The sequence below is a fragment of the Pseudomonas sp. KK18 genome, from assembly GCF_037094675.1.
In the GTDB taxonomy this organism is placed as follows: Bacteria; Pseudomonadota; Gammaproteobacteria; order Pseudomonadales; family Pseudomonadaceae; genus Aquipseudomonas.
Window position 1 is genome coordinate 2,566,015 of sequence record NZ_CP146605.1, and the last position, 17,061, is coordinate 2,583,075.

At 55.0% G+C, this 17,061-nt stretch carries 11 protein-coding genes; 8 read left to right on the forward strand and 3 right to left on the reverse strand.

Annotated features, from left to right (window positions below; genetic code table 11):
- Positions 1 to 132: 132 nt before the first annotated feature.
- The 8 genes from V6607_RS11795 (at position 133) to V6607_RS11830 (ending at position 14,831) form a co-directional block, all read left to right on the forward strand.
- Positions 133 to 2,352 (forward strand): class I SAM-dependent DNA methyltransferase, encoded by a 2,220-nt coding sequence (locus tag V6607_RS11795; RefSeq protein WP_134326125.1) that lies wholly within the window; start codon positions 133 to 135, stop codon positions 2,350 to 2,352.
- Complete coding sequence (locus V6607_RS11800) at positions 2,352 to 3,680, forward strand: restriction endonuclease subunit S (protein ID WP_134326126.1); 1,329 nt, start codon at positions 2,352 to 2,354, stop codon at positions 3,678 to 3,680. Before V6607_RS11795 ends, V6607_RS11800 begins: the two co-directional genes overlap by 1 nt.
- Positions 3,673 to 6,732, forward strand: coding sequence for an HsdR family type I site-specific deoxyribonuclease (locus tag V6607_RS11805; protein ID WP_134326127.1), 3,060 nt, complete (start codon positions 3,673 to 3,675; stop codon positions 6,730 to 6,732). Before V6607_RS11800 ends, V6607_RS11805 begins: the two co-directional genes overlap by 8 nt.
- Complete coding sequence (locus tag V6607_RS11810; protein ID WP_134326128.1) at positions 6,716 to 7,495, forward strand: SprT family zinc-dependent metalloprotease; 780 nt, start codon at positions 6,716 to 6,718, stop codon at positions 7,493 to 7,495. The genes V6607_RS11805 and V6607_RS11810 overlap by 17 nt, the downstream gene beginning before the upstream one ends.
- A gap of 329 nt (positions 7,496 to 7,824) precedes the next feature.
- Complete coding sequence (locus V6607_RS11815) at positions 7,825 to 9,378, forward strand: class I SAM-dependent DNA methyltransferase (RefSeq protein ID WP_256662404.1); 1,554 nt, start codon at positions 7,825 to 7,827, stop codon at positions 9,376 to 9,378.
- A complete protein-coding gene (locus V6607_RS11820; RefSeq protein WP_134326129.1) occupies positions 9,375 to 10,583 on the forward strand; it encodes a restriction endonuclease subunit S in 1,209 nt (402 codons plus the stop codon). Before V6607_RS11815 ends, V6607_RS11820 begins: the two co-directional genes overlap by 4 nt.
- 118 nt (positions 10,584 to 10,701) lie before the next feature.
- Positions 10,702 to 11,076 carry a hypothetical protein gene (locus V6607_RS11825; RefSeq protein WP_218571478.1) on the forward strand — a complete coding sequence of 125 codons (375 nt, stop codon included), beginning with the start codon at positions 10,702 to 10,704 and terminating at the stop codon, positions 11,074 to 11,076.
- Between the two features lie 344 nt (positions 11,077 to 11,420).
- A complete protein-coding gene (locus V6607_RS11830) occupies positions 11,421 to 14,831 on the forward strand; it encodes a DEAD/DEAH box helicase family protein (RefSeq protein ID WP_134326130.1) in 3,411 nt (1,136 codons plus the stop codon).
- Between the two features lie 304 nt (positions 14,832 to 15,135).
- Here V6607_RS11830 and V6607_RS11835 read toward each other — a convergent pair whose 3' ends face one another.
- The 3 genes from V6607_RS11835 to V6607_RS11845 form a co-directional block, all read right to left on the reverse strand.
- Positions 15,136 to 15,693 (reverse strand): hypothetical protein, encoded by a 558-nt coding sequence (locus tag V6607_RS11835; RefSeq protein WP_134326131.1) that lies wholly within the window; start codon positions 15,691 to 15,693, stop codon positions 15,136 to 15,138.
- 154 nt (positions 15,694 to 15,847) lie between these two features.
- Positions 15,848 to 16,573 carry a hypothetical protein gene (locus V6607_RS11840; protein ID WP_134326132.1) on the reverse strand — a complete coding sequence of 242 codons (726 nt, stop codon included), beginning with the start codon at positions 16,571 to 16,573 and terminating at the stop codon, positions 15,848 to 15,850.
- A 107-nt stretch (positions 16,574 to 16,680) separates the two neighbouring features.
- A complete protein-coding gene (locus tag V6607_RS11845) occupies positions 16,681 to 17,010 on the reverse strand; it encodes a hypothetical protein (RefSeq protein WP_256662405.1) in 330 nt (109 codons plus the stop codon).
- Positions 17,011 to 17,061: the final 51 nt, after the last annotated feature.

Below are 17,061 nucleotides of genomic sequence, written 5' to 3' on the forward strand. Positions count from 1 at the left end.
CCAATTGGTTGCCAATTGAGATTAGCTAAAGCTTCAGTAAGGTCTGCGCTTTGTCGGCATGGTCGGATAAATGTGATTGGCCGGAAAAGCACAACCGCCCTTGCTATCTGCCGGGAGTGAAAGGGGAACGAAATGAATCTGGAAGAGCTTCTCAATAACCTTGAATCCCCCATTTTCGTGCGCCCGACGCGCCGGATGACGCAAGGCGAGCTCGAAAACTATCTGGATAAAGCGGCCGACATCTTGCGTGGTAGCGCGGACCACTCTGAATTTCGCGGATACGTTTTTGCCTTGCTCTTCTACAAGCGAATTAGCGATTGCTTCAATGAGGAGGTGCAGGCCCAGGTTTCGATCCTGACGAAAGCCGGCATGTCGCTAGCCCAGGCCACCGTCTTGGCCATGGCGCCAGAAAACCATCACTTCGTTGTGCCAGCAGGTTCCTCCTGGGATGGCGTCGCTCGGACATCAAAAAACCAGCTCGGTCAGGCACTCAACGATGCCATGCTGGCCATCGAACGCGCCAACGCGCACCGTCAGAACAACTTCGATGGCATCCTCACAGGCAAGATCGACTTCAACAAGCAAGACGAGTTGCCGCGCGACAAGCTGGTTAATCTGATCAATCATTTCGGCTGCCAGATTTTCGATAGAGCCCACGTTTCGGACGACCTATTCGGCAACGCCTACGAGTATCTGATCCGCAACTTCGCCAGTAAGGCGGGAAAGTCCAGCGGGGAGTTCTATACCCCGGCAGAGGTCGGCTTTCTGATGGCCGAGGTGCTGCAACCGCAAGCTAATATGTCCCTTTGTGACTGGGCCGCAGGCTCGGGTGGACTGCTTCTGCAATGCATCCGCTACGTCAAGAAGCATGGCGGTGACGTGCGCCAACTGCAGTTGCACGGGCAGGAGTCTAACGTAGCGACCTACAACATCTCACGCATCAACATGATCCTGCATGGCATCCCCGTGTGGGAGCACAAGCAGGGCGATAGTCTGCGAGACCCGCGCCACCTCAGTGTTGGGAATGGCTCCAGTGGTGCTAGTAAAGCCAACCTCAAGCAATTCGATCGGATCATCATGAATCCTCCGTTCTCTCTGGAAGACTGGGGTTACGATACCGTGGCGGCGGGCGACAAGTTCGGCCGACTGGCCTACGGCATGCCGCCGGCCAGCAATGGCGACTGGGCCTGGATGCAACAGATCGCCAAATCCCTGAAGGATGCTGATCCTGACACCGGCCGCGGTGGGCAAGGCATGGTAGTAATGTCGCAGGGAGTACTGTTCCGTGGCCAGCCGGAGCAGACTGTTGAGGAGGATGGCCAGAATCAGAAGGCTGATTCCGAATACGTGATCCGGCGTGGCTTCATCGAGGCCGACCTGATCGAAGCCATCGTTGTGCTTCCGGGCAAGCTGTTTTACGGCAATAATGTGCCTGGCTGTCTGGTGTTGATTAATAAGGACAAACCAGCGGAGCGTAAGGACAAAATTCTGATGATCTGGGCCTCGCGTCACTTCCAGAAGGGCAATCCGCAGAATTTACTGCGTCCATCTGACTTGATGCGCATTCTCGTGCCATGGCGCGCCTTTGGTAGCCTCATAATGGCCCGCCGCTTGGTGGCTGAGCAGGAAGTGCAGCTGATCCGGGAGGTTGAAGTGCAACGTGTTGGCCGACTGGCGGATATCGAGGATGCATACGGCCCAGTGCTCGAACCTCTAGTACGTCTGGAAGCGGAACTCACCCAGCTGGATGCCCTGGATTTGAAGGTGCAAGCCGTAAAAGAAGCCATCACGCCATCGCATCCGTATTTCCACCCCCTTGCGCCGTTGCAGGCTGCAGTTGATTGCATCGAAAATGAGATCGCTGCCGCGGGGCGCGGTGAGAAGGCCGCGCTCAAAACCAAGTTGTTGGCCCCAAAGGCTGAATACCATTCCGCCCGCAAGACGCTGATTGACGCCGTCAAGGCTCGACACAAGCAGGTCACCAAGGCAGTTAAGGACTTGGGAAAATTCAAGGAAGAGCGCGACTCTCGCGAGCAGGAAGTGGATCTTTCCGCCGAGCGCGAGATTGCCCATCTGCGCGAGGCCGCTGCCGATCTATTGCGCATCTGTGCTTGCGAAGACGAGGCACGCCGCTATTTCACAGTGGTGGACAGGGCTGAAATCGGGGAGAACGAGTTCAACCTTAACCTGCCGCGGTATGTCGATACATTTGAGCCGGAGAGGGTTCTTCCGCTCTCACAGGCCGCGAAGCAACTAGTAGCTGCCTCGATGGCCGCCGACGGCGCCCAGAGTGCACTGCAATCTTTGTTAACCAGTATCAACAAGGCCGTCGTGTGTGAGGAAAGCGCTTGATGCTAACTCACCGTTTCAAAACTATCCTTGGCACTATCCCAGGTGATTGGCAGGCCAAGCCGCTCAGATCGCTGATCACAGAGCAATTTGCCGGCGATTGGGGTAATGACGATGGCGAACAGGCTGTATCGGTGATGCGTTCGACAAACTTCACGAACGACGGGCAGCTTGATATGAGCGACGTCGCCACTCGTTACTTCTCCAAGGAAAAAGCTGAGCAATTCGGTCTGAAGAAGGGTGATCTTTTGGTTGAGCGTTCCGGCGGGGGGCCTGAGCAGCCGGTCGGTCGAATCGGGTTCATCGAGCAGGACATGTCTGGCGCTACGGTATCCAACTTTGTACAGGTGCTCAGGCCCGATGCGGAAAAAGTGGATGCGACGTTTCTTGGTTGGGCACTGTTTGAGTTGCAGCGCACAGGCATTGTTGAGCGTGTTCAGCAGCAGTCCACGCAGATGCGAAATCTCAATTGGCGGGACTATCAACGTCTGTTGCTACCGTGGCCGGAGATGGACGAGCAGCGCAACATCGCTGCATCACTCAGGCTGGTCGATGATGCCATCAACAAAGCTCAGGCGGAATTGGAGGCGACGCGGGATCTCAAGCGTTCACTGATGGTTCACGTCTTTGAGCGTGGCCTGGTTGCCGATATTGAAACTAAGCCCTACAAGATCCACCGATGCTACACAGCTCGGATCCCTACGCATTGGGATGATGACAAGCTAGGCAAGTCTTTGACCGCTGTTGAGTACGGCACTAACGCTGCGTCCAACGACTACCGCGGTGGTTATCCTGTGATCGCGATCCCACAGGTGGTCGCACCGCATCTGGCCTTGACTGACGTCCCATTTGCCGAAGTGACTGAATCGGAAGCGGCTGCGCTGCGCTTGATGGTCGACGACGTGCTCCTGATTCGCACGAACGGAAATCCGGAGTACATAGGTAAATCGACCATCGTTTCTGAAGAGGTTGCCGAAACTCATACGATCTTTGCCTCATACCTGATCCGTGTGCGAACTGATAAAGATCGATTGATGGGCGCTTACCTCAATTACTTTCTCGCATCTCCCCTAGGGCGTAGGCAAGCCGGTGCCGTGGCGAATACATCTGCGGGCAATAACAACATCGGCGCACGAGCGATCAAGCAGTTTCGCTTTCCACGCCCGCCGCTCACCGAGCAAGAGCACGTTGTCACGTTACTCGACGGGATCGAGAGTCAGATCAGCGCACAATTGGAAAAGGTGAATGCTGCCATGAAGGTGAAGCGCTCCCTTCTGCAAAACCTACTCACCGGTAACATCCGTATTCCAAAAGGCGACACCCATGTCTGAAGTGATAGAGGCACTGGCTCCATATACGGTGAGCACCTTGTTCAATGAGGAAACCACGGTCGAGCGCGAGATTATCGAGCACCTCAAGGCGGCCAAACTAGGATGGACCTGGCGGTCGCGCGAGCAACTGCGCGAATTCCGACCCGATGAGCGCGAAGTGTTGTTGTTACCCCTGTTGCGCAAGAAGTTGAAGGCGCTGAACCCTTCGGTGCTGACAGATGACGCGCGGGTGGACGCCATCATCACCAAGTTGCGCGGCTGCCGAGACAACCAGCAATGGCTGGTGTGGCTGAAGGACGGCGTCAATTACAAGTTTGACGCTGCTGAGACCACTCAGGACGTGCGGTTGATCAACTACGACGATCTGGATAACAACGAATGGTGGGTGACTAATCAGTTTCCGGTGGAGGGTCGCTCGCCGCGCCGCCCGGACATTGTGCTTCTGATCAATGGCATTCCAATCATCGTCATCGAGGCCAAAACGGCTAGTCGCAGCAAGCCCGATTGGCGCGAGGGTGCCAAACAGCTCGGCATGTATGCTGAGGAAATCGACCAGCTCTTCTACACGAATGCCTACGCCGTGGGGGTCAATGAGACGCGGATGATGTACGGCGTGCCGGGGCGACGCTTGCAGTTCTGGCTGCAATGGCGTGATCCGTGGCCGCACGACATCGACGAGTATGATGAGATGAAGGTCTCGCTGTATGGCTTGTTCGATCGAGGCAATTTGCTGGACTTTATCCGCCACTTCATTGTCTTCGTCACCAAGGATGGCAAGACAGAGAAGGTGGTGGTGCGTTACCAGCAGTACCTTGCGGTAAAGGGCATCCTGAGCCGGGCGACTGATCTGACGCTGCCCGCGGACAAACGACGCGGCCTAATTTGGCACACCCAAGGCTCTGGCAAGACGTTGACAATGATTTACGCCGCTCGAAGCCTATGGGAAGACCCGAAGTTGCAACAGCCGACCGTCATCTTGCTGGTGGACCGTGAACAATTGGGCGATCAGATGGACCGCGAGCTGAATTCTACTGGCATGGACAACGTGTGGGTGGCTCCGAACAAGCGCGAGCTGGAGGAGAAGCTTACAGGCGACTATCGCGGCGTGATCCTGACCACAGTGCACCTGTTCGAGGGAATGCCCAAGCAGGTGACGAAGCAGCGCCCCAACGTGATAGTGATGGCCGACGAAGCGCATCGTACGCAGGAGCGCGACTTGGGTACTTATATGCGCTCGGCTCTGGAAGGGGCGTCGCTGTTTGGCTTTACTGGTACACCCATCGAGAACGATGACCACAATACGCCCAAGGCTTGGGGTTACGTGAAGGAGGACGGCAAACTCGAGCGTTACATGGGCCGCCCCTACACAGTAACGGATGCATTGCACGACGGCGTAGTGAAACCGATTCACTGGCAACCGCGCGTGACTGACTGGCAACTGCACGGCACCAAGCTGGATACCACCTTCAAACGAGAGTTTGGCCATCTGCCGCAAGAAGAGCAGAACAAGCTGATCACCGAGGGCGCCCGGGTAGATGCGCTGCTATTCCATCCCACGCGCATAACTCAGATCGCCGATGACGTGGTTCAACACTTCACAGACCACGTCCGCCCCAATGGCTTCAAAGGCATGCTGGTGTGCAAGGATAAGCAGGCTGTGAAACTCTACGCGACAGCGCTGCGTGAGCGCTTGGGTGATGAAGCAGTGATGGCCGTGATATCCGAGGCGCCGCAGAAGGATCCCGAAGACATTAAGGCGCTGTACTTGGGGGAAGTCAAGCGCAAGAAATTGCTGAATGAGTTCTTGATCCCGGCGCAATCGGAGCAGGACGAGCACCGCGACAAGGCCTACCGCAAGGTCGAGATGCTGGTGGTGTGTGACATGCTGCTGACCGGCTTCGATGCGCCAATCCTGCAGGCGTTATACCTGGACAGGAAGCTGCTGAATCACACTCTGTTGCAAACCATTGCGCGGGTGAACCGGCCCTATAACGAACTCAAGGGCCACGGTTTGGTGCTGGATTACTACGGCATCTTTGACCACCTGAACGAGGCGCTGAACTACAAGCCCAATGAGTTGGGGGACGTAGCTTTCCCGTTCGACACCATTCGCGAGCATTTTCGCAACACCTTCCAGCAGGTCTGGGACTTGTTTCCGTTAGACACGGTGCCACGGGATGGTTCGCACGATGCGTTCATCACCGCGATGAAGATCCTGCGCGATGTAGATGGCACCGAGAAGCAATTCGATAGCGGCTACCGTAGCCTGCGCGTGCTGTATGAGGCGCTGCAGCCCGACGAGCCGTTGCGCGATTTCATTCGACCTTATGCCTGGCTGACCAAACTGTATATGTTGTACCGGAAGAAGTTCTACCCGGACGCCAGCAAGAGCATCGAAGCAACCGAGGAGGACGCCGCCCGCACGCGCGAGCTGATCCGTGATCACATCGACGTGGATGAGTTGGAAATCGAATTCCCCACCTACGTGCTGGACGAGCATTTCCTGACCAAGCTGAAAGACAAGAAGCCAGATGCTAAGGCGCTCGAAATCGAGGCCATGCTATCGGCCGAGTTGCGCATCCGCCTGGATCTGGATGAGTCTTTCCGCCCGCTGTCGGAAAAGCTGCAGCGGCTGATCGACGAGAAGCGCGCTGGTACCTTGGCCGGTATTGCACTGATCGAGGAATTGGAGAAGCTCACCGATGCTGTTCGTAATGCCGTCGAGGAAGCAAATCGCCCCATCGCCCAACAATTGGCGCTAAAGATCAAGGCCCACAACGCCTCAATTACTGAGATGCTGGCTGTCGAAATCTCGGCGGCTACCCTGGCCGAGGCAGATACACACTGTTTCCCCGGCTGGTGGAGCAGCAGCGCGATAGACCCAGATTTGTCGCGCGGGCTTTTGCTCATGATAGTCACGCGGTTTTCTGCCGCAGGTTTGCTCGCGGGTGATGCGATGGAGCTCATTGGGATCTTGGTGCAAACGCTCAAGGTCAGGCACTACAAGCCGTCAGCGTCTGACGGATCGGATGGCGATGGAACGGGTGCTTGAAGCGACCACACACGCACATCTGGATTTACCGGATGGCAGGGAGCTCGAGTTCGAGATTCGCTCTTCGACCAAGGCCCGTTCACTTCGGCTGAAGATCAGTGCTCGCGCTGGGCTCATAGTCATTGTGCCCAGCGGGCTTGAGCGTGATCGTATCTTGCAGTTGGTGGCTAGCAAGGTCGATTGGATCGCTGAGCGACTCTCTGAATTCGATTCGGTACGTCATTTGGTCAGCGAAGCTGCTCCGGTCCGACCCCAAGCTTTCGACCTGCCTGCGCTGGCCGAGTCGTGGCGGATTGAGTACCGGGCTACCCGTAGTCGAACCGTAGGGGCTAGAACCAATCAGCCCGGACGCATTGTTGTTTCAGGCGCCATCGACGACATTGAAGCCTGTCAGGCCGCGATACGCCGCTGGCTGGCACGCCATGCCAAAGGAGCCCTGTCGTCGTGGCTGTCGAACCTTGCGCAACAGACTGGGCTGCGATATACGGATCTCGCCATCAAGAATCAGCGCACTCGCTGGGGGAGTTGTACCGTACATGGGCGCATCACTCTGAACTGCAAGCTACTATTCCTTCCGCGTGATCTGGTGCGCTATGTGCTGGTACATGAGCTTTGCCATCTTTTGGAAGCCAATCATTCTGATCGCTTCTGGGGGCACCTACGTAAGTTTGAGCCGGCGACGGACACCTTGCACGGTAAGATGCGTGACTCTTGGAAGCTGATACCTGCTTGGGCGCAGCGAGGCTCGGGCGTTCTGTTGTGATTGGGGACTGACTGACTGACTGATTGAGTGGCCAAGTCTGCGTGGCTGTTGCTAAAAATGATTGCAGGCAGAGAAAAGTAGCATCGAAAGATCCTTCGTCAAAAGTTAATGAGTTGGCGATCGATACTCCACGCAATCGTTTCGTTCGTGCTGCATTGGAAACCGTTTCGAGGATCGTTCGGCGCAGGGACGTCGTCACCGCGAGGCTGAGGGTTTTGGACTACAGAACGCTCCTCGACAATTAATTCCGTCGTCTGGCATACGCACGTCTCTGCCCAGACGTTATTATCCCCCACATTTTTAGCGCCTGCCGAGCGGGCGCGTGAGCCATGGAGCAACATTCGGTGATCACCGGCGAACTCAAGAGCAAAATCGACGTTATCTGGAATGCGTTCTGGTCAGGTGGTATTTCCAACCCGATGGAAGTCATGGAGCAGCTGACGTACCTGCTGTTCCTGCGTCGTCTGGATGAGTTGCATACCCTGGAAGAGAACAAGGCCAATCGCCTGAAACAACCAATGGAACGTCGCATTTTCCCTGAAGGTCTTGACCCGCGCGGCTGCAATTACAATGACTACCGCTGGTCGCGCTTCAAGCATTTCTCTCCGGCGACCATGTTTGAAGTGATTGGCGAGCACGTATTTCCGTTCCTGAAAACCATCGGCAGCGACGACTCCACCTACAGCCATCACATGCGCGATGCGCGCTTTACCATCCCCACGCCAGCGTTGCTGGCCAGAGTGGTGGACTTGCTCGATGGCATCCCGATGGACGACCGCGATACCAAGGGTGACGTCTACGAATACATGCTCGGCAAAATCGCCAGCGCTGGGCAGAACGGTCAATTCCGTACGCCACGACACATCATTCAGTTGATGGTTGAACTGACCGCGCCCAAACCTAACGATGTGATTTGCGACCCGGCTAGCGGCACCTGCGGCTTTTTGGTGGCGGCCGGTGAATACCTGCGCGACACCTACCCGAGCCTGTTGCTTGATGCCACCCAACGTCAGCATTTCCACCACGGCATGTTCCACGGCTTTGACTTCGACAACACCATGTTGCGCATCGGCAGCATGAACATGTTGCTGCACGGCGTGGAAAACCCGGACATTCGTTACCGTGACTCCTTGGCGGAAAGCACCGCAGGGGAGGCCGAACACTACAGCCTGATCCTGGCTAACCCGCCGTTTGCCGGTAGTCTGGATTACGAAAGCACCGCGAAGGATCTGCAGCGCATCGTTAAAACCAAAAAGACCGAACTGCTGTTTTTGGCGCTGTTTCTGCGCCTGCTTAAACCGGGTGGCCGTGCGGCGGTGATCGTTCCGGATGGTGTGATGTTTGGTTCCAGCAAGGCGCACAAAGAGCTGCGTCGCATGATCATTGAAGATCACAAGTTGGACGGCGTGGTCAAACTGCCGAGTGGGGTGTTTAGGCCTTATGCGGGTGTCGCCACTTCTATTCTGCTGTTTACCAAAACCAACTCCGGCGGCACCGATAACGTCTGGTTTTATGACGTGCAGGCAGATGGTATGAGTCTGGATGACCGGCGCACTCCGCTGCTTAGTGAGGACAAGTTAGGCGTTGCGCCGAGCGTTGCCTTGAGTGAAGAGGATCATGCCAGAAACAATCTGCCCGATGTGTTGGCGCACTGGAATGAGCGTAAGGGGACGGAACTAACTCGCCCGCGCACGGCGCAAAGTTTCTGCGTGCCTAAAGAAGAAATTGTTACGCAAGGCTATGATCTCAGTATTAGTCGCTACAAGGAAGTGATTCATAAGGAAGTCGAGCATCGTACGCCTCAGGAAATATTGGCAATGCTGGACGAGTTGGAAAAAGAGATTCAGCTAGGAATGAAAAATCTGAGAGGTATGCTGGGATGACCTCGTTTGTGACAGTTACCTTGGGTGATGTGGCGACATTTATACGTGGGATTACCTTCAAGCCTGAGGATGTTGTTCCGGTGGGAACTGAAAATTCAGTTGCATGCCTGCGGACAAAAAATGTTCAGGCTGAACTCGATCTAAGAGATGTTTGGGCTGTGGACAGAAGTTTAGTGCGCCGTAACGATCAGTTTCTGCAAGAAGGTGATATATTGATTTCCAGCGCTAATAGTTGGAACTTGGTTGGGAAATGTAGCTGGATTCCTGCGCTTCCTTGGAAAACAAGTTTTGGTGGTTTTGTATCGGTTCTTCGAGCTAATCCCGAACATGTTTATCCGCGTTTTTTGTTTTGGTGGTTTTCGTCAACCCGCATCCAGGCTATGGCAAGAAGTTTCGGTAATAAGACAACTAGTATTTCAAATTTGAATGTTGATCGTTGTTTGGAACTTTCTCTTGATCTTCCAAGCTTGCAGGAACAAGTGCGCATTTCGTCTATTTTGGATCAGGCTGAATGCCTTAGGGCTAAGCGTCGAGAAGCGATTTTTAATCTTGATGCTTTAGCTCAAGAGGTTTTTATTGATGTGTTTGGTGATCCCAGCTCTAGTCAAAAGAAGTGGGAGGTGAAAAAGCTGAGTGAGCTGGTGTTGGAGTTTCGATATGGCACATCAGAAAAGTCAGGGGGGGAGGACATCCCTGTTTTGAGGATTCCTAACATCGCAAAAGGTGATGTTGATATATCGGATTTAAAGTTTGTCTCTCTTGGGGTAAAGGACTACGAGCGTCTGCTGTTGAAAGAAGGAGATATTCTTTTTGTGCGGTCCAATGGTAATCCTGAGTTTGTTGGGCGTTGTGCGGTTTTTGAACAAGGGTCCTGCGGTCGAGGTTTTGTTTATGCTTCTTATTTGATTCGCGCGCGTTTGAGTCAAGATGTTGTTTCTCCTTACTACTTGCGTGAGTTCTTACTAGGTCGAACGGCAAGGCAGTCGCTTTTAGCTAATTCAAAAACATCTGCAGGGCAATACAATATAAATATACAAGGGTTGGGTAGCATTGATGTGCCTGTCCCTCCGTTGACCTTGCAGGAGGAGTTTAGCCGTAGACTCTCAGCAATCAAAGATATGAAAAAACTGTATCTAAACGATCTCTCGAAGCTTGAGGCCCTCTTTACCTCTCTCCAAATCCGCGCCTTCCGAGGCGAGCTCTAATCCATGCGCGGCTCAATGCTCCTGATCTGGTCCCGTACCTGGCGCGAGCTCTGGAGCCCCTTAAAGCGCGACACGGATCGGCGCCTGCCGATCTGTTCTGCGAGTGTACCGGGCGTTGATGCCCGCCTTGAAAACGCCACCGTCCCTTGCAGTTCTGGCCGAAATCATCGACGACCCTCCCCAGAGTGTTCAAGTCTTCCGCCGGATCACCGCCGATGACCTTATCGACGAGTCGGCACTACTGAGCTTTCTGCAAAACGTCTACGGCGTGCTCGATGAGCTGGCGGGAGAGGCGCTGGCCAATGCGCACTTCAATCGCCTCTCTGGTTTCATCGAGACCTGCAACCTGCGTTACGAGTTGCGCCGCCCCGTGTTGGTTGTACCCGACCGTACCCGGGCTGTTCGCCAGCCTAGTTCAGGGATTGCGCGACAGCCATGCCGAGCACCCGCACCTCCACACCCTGCAGCGGGATTTCGACCAGGCTTTTCGTGATCTACACGACAAGGGCGGCGAAGGACGCATCAAAACCTGCCTGCAAAAGCAGATCAACTTGCTGGAAGCCTTGGGCCGCGACAATCCTCGGGTAAAGGAGTAGTCGCTGTCGAGCATCTGCGATCAGCTCCCCCATTGGCCTCACGCCAAGGTTCGCGAGGCGCTGAAAAGCCTCTATGGTTTCACCTGTGACTATCCCGGCAATCGCCATGGCGGCAAGCCCGGCAGCGTGGAAGGCAATATAGAGATGCGCGATATGCTGGCACTTTGTATCCTGTCCACCGGATTCACCCCGTACCTGACCGACCGGTTAGACGTTGCCGCCATATTTCAAGGATGTTGATATGAGTAACTTTGCCTTCTTGCGCACTGAATGGCCCGGCCTCTATGCCGAAGCGGTCAAGGCAGAGGCCAATGTCTTGGCTGATCCGCGCTCTTCCTGTTTCTATGCCCGGCGCACTCTGGAGTTGTTGGTGGCGTGGCTGTTCCAGGCCGATCGCAGCTTGAAGTTGCCGTACAAAAGCGATTTGTCGGCGTTTCTGTTTGAACCCAGCTTCAAGATCCTGACCGGGCCGATGCTCCACACCAAAATGGAAGTCATCCGCAAGCGTGGTAACGATGCTGTGCACAGCGCCCGCCAGGTACGCGAGCAAGATGCCCAGGCCGTCCTCAGCGAGCTGTTTCATGTGGCCTATTGGCTGGGGCGGCATTACGCACGCAGTGCGGCCGGTAAACCGGATGGTGCGTTGCGTTTCAACGCTGCGCTATTGCCTAAACCGCCAGGAGCCGTCGCTACCCAAAGCCAGACTCAGCTGCAAACGCTTGAAAGCGAGCTCGCTCAACGGGATGCCGCGCTGGCTCAAGCGCAAAAGAAAAACGCGGCCCTGGATCAAGAACTCGTCTCGCTGCGCGCTGACGTGGCAGCAGCGAAAGCGGCCAACGCCGTACAGCCCGATACCCACGACTACAACGAAGCCCAAACCCGCGACCTGTTTATCGATCAGTTGCTGCACGAAGCCGGTTGGCCGTTGGATGCAGCTCGTGATCGTGAGTATGAAGTGGCGGGCATGCCGAACACTCAGAACAAGGGCTTTGTCGACTACGTGCTCTGGGCCGACGACGGCAAGCCAATGGCGCTGATCGAAGCCAAGCGCACTCAGCGCGACGCCCGTGCCGGGCAGCAGCAGGCCAAGCTGTATGCCGATTGCCTGGAATCGATGTACGGCCAGCGGCCACTGATTTATTTCACCAATGGCTACGAGCACTGGCTGTGGGACGACACCTTGTACCCGCCGCGTTTGATTCAGGGCTTCCATAAAAAGGCCGAATTGGAACTGCTGATTCAGCGCCGTATCAGCCGCAAGGCCTTGGGGCAGGCGACCATCGATCCGTTGATCGTCGAACGGCATTACCAGCAACGGGCGATCCGTCGTATCGGCGAAACCTTCGAGCAGGATCGTCAGCGTAAGGCGTTGGTGGTGATGGCCACTGGTGCCGGCAAGACCCGCACGGTAATTGCCCTGAGCGATTTGTTGATGCGTTGCAATTGGGCCAAACGCATTCTGTTTCTGGCCGATCGTGTGGCGCTGGTCAATCAGGCGGCTAACGCCTTCAAAAGCTTTTTGCCCAGTGCCGCTCCGGTGAATCTGGTCACTGAGAAGAACACTGAAGGGCGCATCTATGTGTCGACCTACCCGACGATGATGGGCCTGATTGATGAAAAGCAGGAGGGGCAACGCCGCTTCGGTGTGGGCCATTTCGATTTGATCATCATCGATGAGGCGCACCGATCGGTGTATCAGAAATACCGGGCGATTTTTTCCTACTTCGATGCGCTGCTAGTTGGGCTGACCGCTACCCCTAAAGATGAAATCGACCGTAACACCTACAGCCTGTTCAATCTGGAGAGTGGCGTTCCGACCGATGCCTACACCCTGGAAGATGCAATTGCAGAGGGCTATCTGGTCAAGCCTCGCGGGGTTTCGGTGCCGCTCAAATTTCAGCGCGAGGGAATCCATTACGACGATCTTTCCGAAGATGAGAAAGATCAGTGGGACGAACTGGAGTGGGGAGAAGAGGAAGAAACACCGGACGAGGTTAGCTCCGATGCGGTAAACCGCTGGCTGTTCAACACCGACACGGTAGACAAAGTGCTGCAAACCCTCATGGAGCGCGGCCACAAAGTGGCGGGCGGTGACCGCTTGGGCAAGACCATCATCTTTGCCAAGAACAACGCTCACGCCCAATTTATTGCTGACCGCTTCGACGAGAGCTATCCCGATAAGGCCGGTGCCTTTGCTCGGGTGATTACTTACAAGACCGAATATGCGCAGTCGTTGATTGATGATTTCTCAATCAAGGATAAGGCGCCGCACATCGCGATTTCGGTGGATATGCTCGATACCGGGATTGATGTGCCGGAAGTGGTCAACCTGGTGTTTTTCAAGATTGTTCGCTCCAAAGCCAAGTTCTGGCAAATGGTCGGGCGAGGTACGCGATTGTGCAAAAACCTCTTCGGCCCAGGGCAGGACAAGGAAGATTTCTTCATCTTTGATTTCTGCCAGAACCTGGAGTTTTTCAACCAGAATCCCGAGCCCACCGAGGGAACATTGAGTGAGCCATTGGGGCAGCGCTTGTTCAAAGCTCGATTGGAAATGTTGGCGGCCCTGGATCGGCGGCGTAACAGTGTCGAGCTCAAGGAGCCTCGTGGCGCCTATGCGACCGTGTTCAGCGATGATCAGCTGCGTGACGACATTGCCCAGTCGCTGCATGAGCGGGTGTGCTCAATGACGCTGGACAATTTCGTGGTTCGCCCTAAACGACGTTGGGTCGAAATCTATTCCGCTGCAGGCATTTGGAAAGATGCCGGTGAGACTCAACTGCGTGAGTTGGCCGAGCACGTTTCAGGATTGCCGACCACTTTGGCGGAAGAAGACGAAGAGGCTAAGCGCTTCGATCTCCTGCTGCTGCGATTGCAGCTGTGCATTCTCAATGCAGAACCAGGTTTCGTCCGTTTAAGTGAACAGGTGCAAGACTTGGCTCAAGCGCTGCTGGGACAGACCAATATCCCGGCGATTGCGGAACAAGTGCTGATGATCGAAGCAGTGGCGGGGCAGGAGTGGTGGGAGGATGTCACCGTTTCGATGCTGGAACAGGCTCGCCGCAAGTTGCGCAGTTTGATCAAACTGCTGGAAAAAGGGCGTGGCGTTACCGTCTATACCGATTTTGAGGACGAGCTGGGACAGATCGACGAAGTCATTATGCCTTCGATGGTGAACCCGGCGAGTTTCGAGCGTTTCCGTGATAAGGCCCGTGCTTTCTTGCGCGCACACCAGGATCACCTGTCGTTGCAGAAGCTGCGCCGAAATCAACCGCTGACGTCCTTGGATCTAGAGGCTCTTGAGCAAATGCTGGTTGAAAGTGGTGCTGGCGCAGGCGAGATCAATCGTGCGAAAGAACAGACCAGAGGCTTGGGATTGTTCATTCGCTCCCTGGTTGGCCTGGATCGCGATGCCGCCTCTGACGCGCTGTCTGGCTTCCTGGCTGGAAAAGCACTCAACGCCAGCCAGATCGAGTTTGGTAACTTGGTAATCCAGCACCTGACAGAGCACGGCGTTATGAGTGCAGCCCTGCTGTATGAGTCGCCCTTCACCGATATCACGCCAAGTGGTCCGGACGGCTTGTTCGAGCCGAAGCAGGTCGATGAATTGTTTTCGGCATTGAGCAAGATTGAGGCAAGTGCTTTGGTGGCGTGAGTTAGGTAGTAGGTGAAGTTGGAGTGACGCGTCCTACCTCGTCTGGAAAGCTATTTGGCGGTCAGCTTGCCCATGATTTTTGCTTTCCGATCGGTCGCGGGAGGGCGCAGGTAACTGCCATTTCTACCGCGACCGATTCAGGCACCGCTATCGGCGCATGTAATCGACAAAGGTACGCCACAAGCCAGTTTGCGAACTTAAGCACCGTAGTTCAGGACTGCAAATGCACCGTATCAATCGAACATCAAAACCTGCGTCAGACTGGGGTCGTAATCCGTATTTCCCAGATGGCTCGCCATGCACATTAGGCCAAACGCCATTGCCTTGTGCTTATTCCAGAGAGTTTCCAGGTTCTCCAGCAGAGGCAACAAGCATTTTTTTCGTAGCGACCGAGTTCATAGTGGTCAGGCTGTGAGCCGATCGTGTCGAAGTAAATTTCAGCCCCCAGCTCTTCCTCTGCATCTGATCGCAAGCAAGCCATTTCATCGTAGGCGTCACGACATTCCTCGCGCTCCTGGGCCATAAACGTTTGGAACTCGGCTTCGTTATCGGAGAACTCCTCCTTTAAGTCATCTGGCACATTTGCCAGGCTCTGTACGAAACGCCCTCGGTAGTCCTGCTTGATTCGTGCAACGAAGTAATCGAAGCGATCGAAGCGATCGAATTTATGGATGGTATTCGATAGCCATCCGGCTTTGACGTTCAACCACCGACCATCGCTGACTTTATCCGCCAGCATATCCAGGTCATCTCCCAGCGGAGTACCGCCGAATACCGTTTTCAGGAAATCGTGCTGCTTGTTGAACTGGTCATAGTGTTTTTCGTAGGCACAATCTATCTCGTTTGCCTGTTTGATCGTCATTGGTAGGGCTCGCTTGGGCTGACTCAGAGAAGCGCAAAGTGCGGGGCTCGAGGTTGTGCTGCCATTACTTTAATTGGAAGGGATCAGGTTAGCTTGAATAGAGTGAGGGATGATGGGTAGGTGCAGTCATCCCTGAATCTTACGAGCGGAGAGATCAACCCTCAAAAAAGTGATTGGCCTCAGCTTTTTTATCTAACCCGACTACTACGCTTTCCGTGATACGGCACGCGGTGGGCGGATTGGATGGCCCCCAGTGCCGGCAGTAATAGCGACCTTCGTTTACCGCCTCACCTTCCTCAGTGAACACTTCGATCACCGCGTTCCAGAGGGACACTTTCGGCGCTTCGCTGGTGGGGTCGAGGCAGAGTAAATGAGTGATCTGCAGCTCATCCTCGTCATCGACCTGAAAGCCTTGGTATCCGATGACGAGAAGCCAGTGTCCCGACTGTCCGCCTTCCCATTGAACACCAACTATGGGGATCTTTCGTTGATCGACCGCTTCGGCGAGGTTGCCTATAGTGGTTTTGCGGCGCGGGGCTACATCCAATACGTCGGTTACCACCCCGGCTCTCTTGAATAACTCGACCAGCCAACTCACGTCGAAATCGTCGGTGCCTTCGGTCACAAGTGCACCAAAGGCCATCAAGTTGTCGCGAAAGCGCCCAAGACGAGTACGGCCGTCGAACGTATCGAGCGACAGCGCCTGCTCGCGAGACATCACCCCGAGCGTGATCAGTGTCATCACGGCGCAGTAGGGCCCACAGGCCCCATCCATTTCACCTTGACGCAGGTGGATAAGGTCGTTGTTGTGGGGGTGGGCGCAGGTCACGGGGCCATGGGGTGAAACGGACAACCATGGGCTGACGAACATTCGATTCATGCGGTGTCATTCCTTTACGCATGGGGCAAGCCACGGCCTGGGAAGTAGCCGTGGCGAAACTGATGCGATGGATCGGCTAGTTGCGGATTTGAAGCACTGTCTGGTAGTTACTGGGCAGGCTCCAGTACTTTGTAGACGCCAGGCGTTACCCGCAGGTATTGGGCCTTGGCGCCATTGCTGACACTGTTTCCACCTGCACCGGTCTTTCCGTCACTGGCTTTGTTGGCGATGGTCGTACCAATCGCCGACTTCATGAAGAACTCGAAACCAATCCGATATTTTTCAACTAGCTCCTTACCCTCGGGGTACATCACCCGGCGACGCTCCGAGGTCAACTCCTGAACCTCAAAGGGATCACTTAGTGCACCATTTCGGGTTTCCAACAGAATTGATTCATACAACGTCATGCTTTCTTCCTTTGAGATGTAGGCGGTCAAAAGTAATCCTGACCGCCGGGATTGATCGTTAACGCGAGAGTGAAACCCGCC

What these genes read in the sequence shown, in the direction of transcription:
- V6607_RS11840 (WP_134326132.1), bottom strand. Translation starts at nt 16,573, where the DNA reads ATGAATCGAATGTTCGTCAGCCCATGGTTGTCCGTTTCACCCCATGGC.
- V6607_RS11815 (WP_256662404.1), top strand. Translation starts at nt 7,825, where the DNA reads ATGGAGCAACATTCGGTGATCACCGGCGAACTCAAGAGCAAAATCGAC.
- V6607_RS11805 (WP_134326127.1), top strand. Translation starts at nt 3,673, where the DNA reads ATGTCTGAAGTGATAGAGGCACTGGCTCCATATACGGTGAGCACCTTG.
- V6607_RS11795 (WP_134326125.1), top strand. Translation starts at nt 133, where the DNA reads ATGAATCTGGAAGAGCTTCTCAATAACCTTGAATCCCCCATTTTCGTG.
- V6607_RS11830 (WP_134326130.1), top strand. Translation starts at nt 11,421, where the DNA reads ATGAGTAACTTTGCCTTCTTGCGCACTGAATGGCCCGGCCTCTATGCC.
- V6607_RS11825 (WP_218571478.1), top strand. Translation starts at nt 10,702, where the DNA reads ATGCCCGCCTTGAAAACGCCACCGTCCCTTGCAGTTCTGGCCGAAATC.
- V6607_RS11820 (WP_134326129.1), top strand. Translation starts at nt 9,375, where the DNA reads ATGACCTCGTTTGTGACAGTTACCTTGGGTGATGTGGCGACATTTATA.
- V6607_RS11835 (WP_134326131.1), bottom strand. Translation starts at nt 15,693, where the DNA reads ATGACGATCAAACAGGCAAACGAGATAGATTGTGCCTACGAAAAACAC.
- V6607_RS11800 (WP_134326126.1), top strand. Translation starts at nt 2,352, where the DNA reads ATGCTAACTCACCGTTTCAAAACTATCCTTGGCACTATCCCAGGTGAT.
- V6607_RS11810 (WP_134326128.1), top strand. Translation starts at nt 6,716, where the DNA reads ATGGAACGGGTGCTTGAAGCGACCACACACGCACATCTGGATTTACCG.